The 5553-nt window shown below is 37.8% G+C and carries 1 protein-coding gene and 1 pseudogene; both read left to right on the top strand.

Annotated elements, in window-relative coordinates; all coding sequences use genetic code 11:
- Positions 1-4919 (top strand): Ig-like domain-containing protein (locus tag FTU83_RS16725; RefSeq protein ID WP_180124338.1); only part of this gene is annotated, 4919 nt, incomplete at its 5' end.
- Positions 4920-5214: 295 nt separating this feature from the next.
- Positions 5215-5427, top strand: a pseudogene (locus tag FTU83_RS16720) (transposase); the annotation flags it as partial.
- Between the last annotated feature and the right edge of the window lie 126 nt (positions 5428-5553).

Raw genomic sequence — 5553 nt, 5'->3', positions numbered from 1 at the left:
CAGCAGGTACAACAGTCAGTGCAGTAGCGACCTTTACTGATGCGGCAGGCAACAGTGCAACAGCGAATGCGAGCCGTCCATATACAGTAGATACCTCTGCACCAGTTGTTGTTGAAAATGCAGTTACGATTGATGTGATTGCAGGTGATGATGTAATTAACAATGCAGAATCGACTGTGACCCAGACTGTGACAGGTACTGTGAATATTCCTGCGGATGCAGCCAGCACTACAGTAAAAGTGACGGTGAATGGTGTAGCGTATGATGCGACAGTTGATGTTACAGCAGGTACATGGACACTGGACGTTGCCGGCAAGGCATTGGCAGCAGGTACAACAGTCAGTGCAGTAGCGACCTTTACTGATGCGGCAGGCAACAGTGCAACAGCGAATGCGAGCCGTCCATATACAGTAGATACCTCTGCACCAGTTGTTGTTGAAAATGCAGTTACTTTCAAAGAAAATGTGGCATCTGGTACAGAAATTTATGATGTTGATAATAATGCTACAGGTAATGATGAAGATGTAAAAATCTATGAGATCACTACTGGTAATGAAGACGGTATTTTTATTATTGATCCTATTACAGGTAAAATTACTATAGCAGAAGGTAAAACGCTGGATTATGAAGCATTACCGAATGATAAGAAATATTACGCATTGGGTATAAAAGCAACAGATGCTGCCGGGAATAGTGATACAGCTGTTATTACGGTGAATGTTGAAAACACCCAAGGCGAAATTACCACTTCAATTAATTCTGATGGATTGATTACAGGTACAACAGAATTTGTTATAGCAGGTTCAAATATTATTACTTTAAAAATTACAGGTCTGAACACGTCAGGAGAATCAATTACTATTACCAGAACTGTCGATTTAAGTTATGTAAATGGAACTGAAACTGGCTCGTATTCTTATCAATTGTTAGAAAGTGATGGGATTGTTGATGGTTCTGCTATCACGGTGGAAGCACATACAATAGATATTGATAATTCTAATATATATGCTTATAACAATTTATCAGGCTATACACCAGATGATCCGAATACACCAGATGTCAATGAATATCAACCGGGATTAGATTTGGTTAAGCCTACTATAGCAATTACCACAGTAGGTAATGATTGGCATGTGGTTTGGAGCGATACTATAGATGCTGATTTTAGTAAATCGACTAAACAACCTTTTACAGTAACGGGTACGAGTACTGGAGTAGAAGCAGGACAAGAAGTCAGTGTTACTTTTGCCAACACGTCTGATGGTCAGGCAATTACAGTGACAGGTATTGTACAGGCCGATGGTATATGGTCTGCTACTGTAACTGCACAACAAGCGGCAAAATTGTTAGATGGTACGGCAACAGCAACTGTACGGGATCATGGGGATAATACAGCAACATCTGAGGTTGCAAGTTATGTGGTAGATGCTCCACTAGCAAATGTGACGCATTATTATGATGATATTGACAGTGTACAAAACACAGTAACAACTTTTGGTGTATTGTCAGATGTTTCCATCTCTAGCAAAGTGACTGTTGCTTGGGATTCCAATGCCGTTATCGTCGAACAGAGTAATGTGGCAACTACATATGGTACATTTAGTATCGATGCAAATGGAAACTGGACTTATAAATTAAGTACTAATTTACAAAGTACGCTTGATTTAACGAAAGCTCCATTAACTGATATTATTTCTGTGACTGATAGTTTAGGAAAAGCGTATGAAGTTAAAGTATCTATTAATGAGAATGGTTATGCCGAAGGCTGGGTTGGCATATCTGCAACGACTGCTTCATTAAGTGCAGAAACTAATATTGCCAGTGATGGAAATACATTTACTATTTATAGTAATGACTCTCTTGGTCGTATAGAGGGAACGGTAGCATCTGGTGTGGAAAAAGTCCGTATCTATATTAATAAACAGGATACTTCCGACAATCCAAGTACTTTGCCGTATCCAAAATATCTGGAAGTGAATGTTGATACTGATGGTCACTGGATCGTTACAGAAGCAGAGTTACAAGCTGTACTAGAACATATCTGGGAGGCGGATCAATTAAATAATGACAATATTTATATTCAGGTGCGCGCTATTGATCCTGTGACAGGCAAAGTTGGAGAGGTATCAACTAAATATACTTTTGTAGTTGATACTATAGCACCTGAAGCGACCAATGTTAGTTATGATGAAACTTCTGGCAAGGTTAGTGCATTGGTGTATGGGGATAGTAGCAGTACCAAACATGCCAATACAGGTGATAAGGTTATTGTGACTTATAAGGATGCAGAGGGTAAAGAACATTTCGCTGGCGAAGGTGTTGTAGGTAATCAGTATGATTCAACTAACTATTTGAATATCAATATTCAATTAGATTCTGATGTGAAAACAGTTGTTGATACAAATACTCAGTTTGTTGTCTATGTTACAGATAGAGCAGGTAACACTGGTACAAGTAATGATAAAACCATTGATCCGACTTTAGTTTTGCCAACACCTGTTGTCGATGGCTATATAGATGACGTAGGTGCAATTAAAGGTACGATTAATGCAAATGGTGTAACTGATGATCAACAAGGTCAGATTACTGGTACGATTAACTTAACAGCAGAGCAGCTGGCACTGGTTGATGAAGTCAGAATTTATTTATATAACAATACCAGTAAATGGATTTCTATTCCTGTTGCAGAGCTAGTATCAACTGGTAATGGCAATTATCGTTGGACGACAAATGTTTCTGATTTATATAAAGTAACCACAACGGGTACACTAGCTCCCGGTGAAGTCACCATTAAAGCGGCGACTTATAATGAAGCGACAGGTGTATTGGGTGGATTCTCTCCTATCTTTAAATTTACAGTTGATGTGACTCCTCCGACCATTGAAATTACATCAGTTGCTGAAGATGAAATTATTTCACAGGCAGAAAAAACAGACGGCTTTACGATTAAAGGGACAACATCTGGTGCCGAAGAAGGTCAGACTGTGACGATAAAGCTTAAAGGAACAAGTTTTACAGGCATCGTTGGTTCAGATGGAACATGGTCAATTTCCCTTACAGCACAACAAACCACTCAACTGAATTTACAGGATGGTCAAAGCTATACTGTTAGCGCAGATGTAAGTGATAAGGCAGGTAATCCAGCAACACCGGCAACGAAAGATGCCGTGGTGAATGCAGCTCCAACAGCTTCTACTACTCCTTTAACAACTAATGAAGATGTGGCTGTTTCTGGAAAAATTACGGGGGTAGATCTTACAGGAGATACATTATCTTATACCGTTAAGGACGGTGCTGGCTCCCAGCATGGTGGTACAGTGGTACTGGATTCTGTAACTGGTAACTTTACTTATACTCCTGCGCCTAACTGGTCTTCAGATTCAGAAACTGATGTTGATAGTTTTGTGGTTGTGGTGAAGGATCAATACGGTAATAGTGTGGAAGTAACACAGAATATTACTGTAACAGCTGTAGCAGATACGCCAACAACGACGGAAACTATGGATTACGATGTTGAGTCATTTTCCATGAATATGTATACGTGGACTGGAATCAAATCAATTGTTATTGATGGTACAACATATAATTTACTTGAACGTCGTGGCAGTGGCGCGACCAATGATACTCTGGTTAAGGCATTGAATTATTTATATGAAAATAGAGCAATCAATGGTGCAACTGTAACGCATGCCGAGTCCTTTGTATCTACTAACTTGCCAACATATAATGCTGTATTTATTACAGGTTATCTATATTTGGAAAAAGGTCAAACTTATCAATATACGGGTAAGGCAGATGATAGTGGCACCATTATTATTGGGGATGAGTCCAGTTATCATGTAAATTGGTCTGGGGTAACCTCGGCAGATGCATCTTTTGTAGCTTCAGAAACAGGTTTTTATACGTTTAAACTGTATTTGCATAATGCAGATGGAGTAGGTAATTATAATTTCCAGCTTAAACATGTTTTAAAAGATGCTGATGGCAATAACATTGGTGAAGAAGCTGTAAAATATTTTAGTGACTATAATCAAATTATTGCAGAGCTGCCTGATTTTATGACCTTAAAACCGTTTAATGACACAGCAAATGAGGATAAATATGGATCAGGGAATGGTTATTATGGTGTAGTTTATGGTTATTCTGGTGCAGAAACAGATCAGATTAGTCTGAATAAGATTGAAGCATCATTAACAGATCGCGATGGTTCAGAAATTCTTTCCATGACTATGACTGGTCTTGCCGCAGGCACTATATTAACTTATTCAACTGTTAATAAAGATGGTACTATTATTTCTGGAAAAACTTCGGTAGCAAATTCTTCTGGTGAAATTATGGTAACAGGAGATACAAATATAGTTGAATTCACTGACATGAAGTTACAATTGCCTGTGGGTGTGACAGTGGATCATACTTATCAGGTGACAATGAATGTCACAGCAACGGAAACGGAAGATAATAGTACTCAAAATTCTACATTTGATTTTTCTGTGGTAGTAACAAATCCAAATAGTACCATCGTTGCGAAAATAGGTGATGATATTATTAGTACAGGGACCACAGGTAACGATACTTTAATCTATAATGTTTTGGCTGCTGCCGATGCCAAAGCAGGTCATGGCATTGATACCTGGACGGATTTTCATTTGGGTAATCCATCAAATGATACAAATGCAGATACCATTAAATTTGCATCAGATTTCTTTAGTGGTTTAACGCAGGCTATTCTGGATACAGATAATGCATCGACGGTTGGTAAATTTATTTCTGTCAATTCTGTAGATGGTAAAACTACGATATCAATTGATCGCAATGGTGATGTTGATGGTACGCCAAGTTATCAAGAGTTATTGGTTTTAAATAATACTAATACGACTTTGCAGGAATTATTAGAAAATAATCAAATCATCATTGGTTAAACCGCTATGGTGATCTAAAAAATTGCTCCATTCATGGGGCAATTTTTATGGGTATAGCAATAAGATTTATAATAAATATAAAGATTGTAAACCTCAGATATTACTTAACCCGAATCGCGGATAAGAAATTGACTTGAAAAATATGAGGACTAGAGCCATCAGTTGAGTTACCACACCAAACTCACAACTCTAGTCCTCATGTTTAATAGTACCGAATTATTTTGCGTAATTGATGATTTCTTTCTTAAATTTGAAGCAACTTATTGGCAATTCCTTAAGCAAAGCCATCGTCTCTGAAGCAAAGCTTTACGCGGATCGTGGTTATATCAGCCAGAATTTAAAAAACAGATTAAAAGAACAAGATATTGATTTAATTACTTATCATCGAAAGAACATGCGGTCTGTTCAACTCTGTACATCAGATGCATATCACTTAAAACAACGTAATAAAATAGAAACGTTATTCAGCTTATTGAAAGGTCAATACAATTTGGTGACGAGTAGAGCTATAGCCAAATCCTAAAAACTATAGAACAATAGAGATATGGGATATTCAAAAGATTTTAAAGACAAAGTCATAGAAATTATGATTCGAGATGAAATGTCTGTGCGAAAAGCAGCACAGCATTTTAAC

It is taken from the genome of Acinetobacter sp. YH12152, assembly GCF_013418285.1.
Taxonomy (GTDB): Bacteria; Pseudomonadota; Gammaproteobacteria; order Pseudomonadales; family Moraxellaceae; genus Acinetobacter; species Acinetobacter amyesii.
This window is presented reverse-complemented; position numbering and strand designations above follow the sequence as displayed.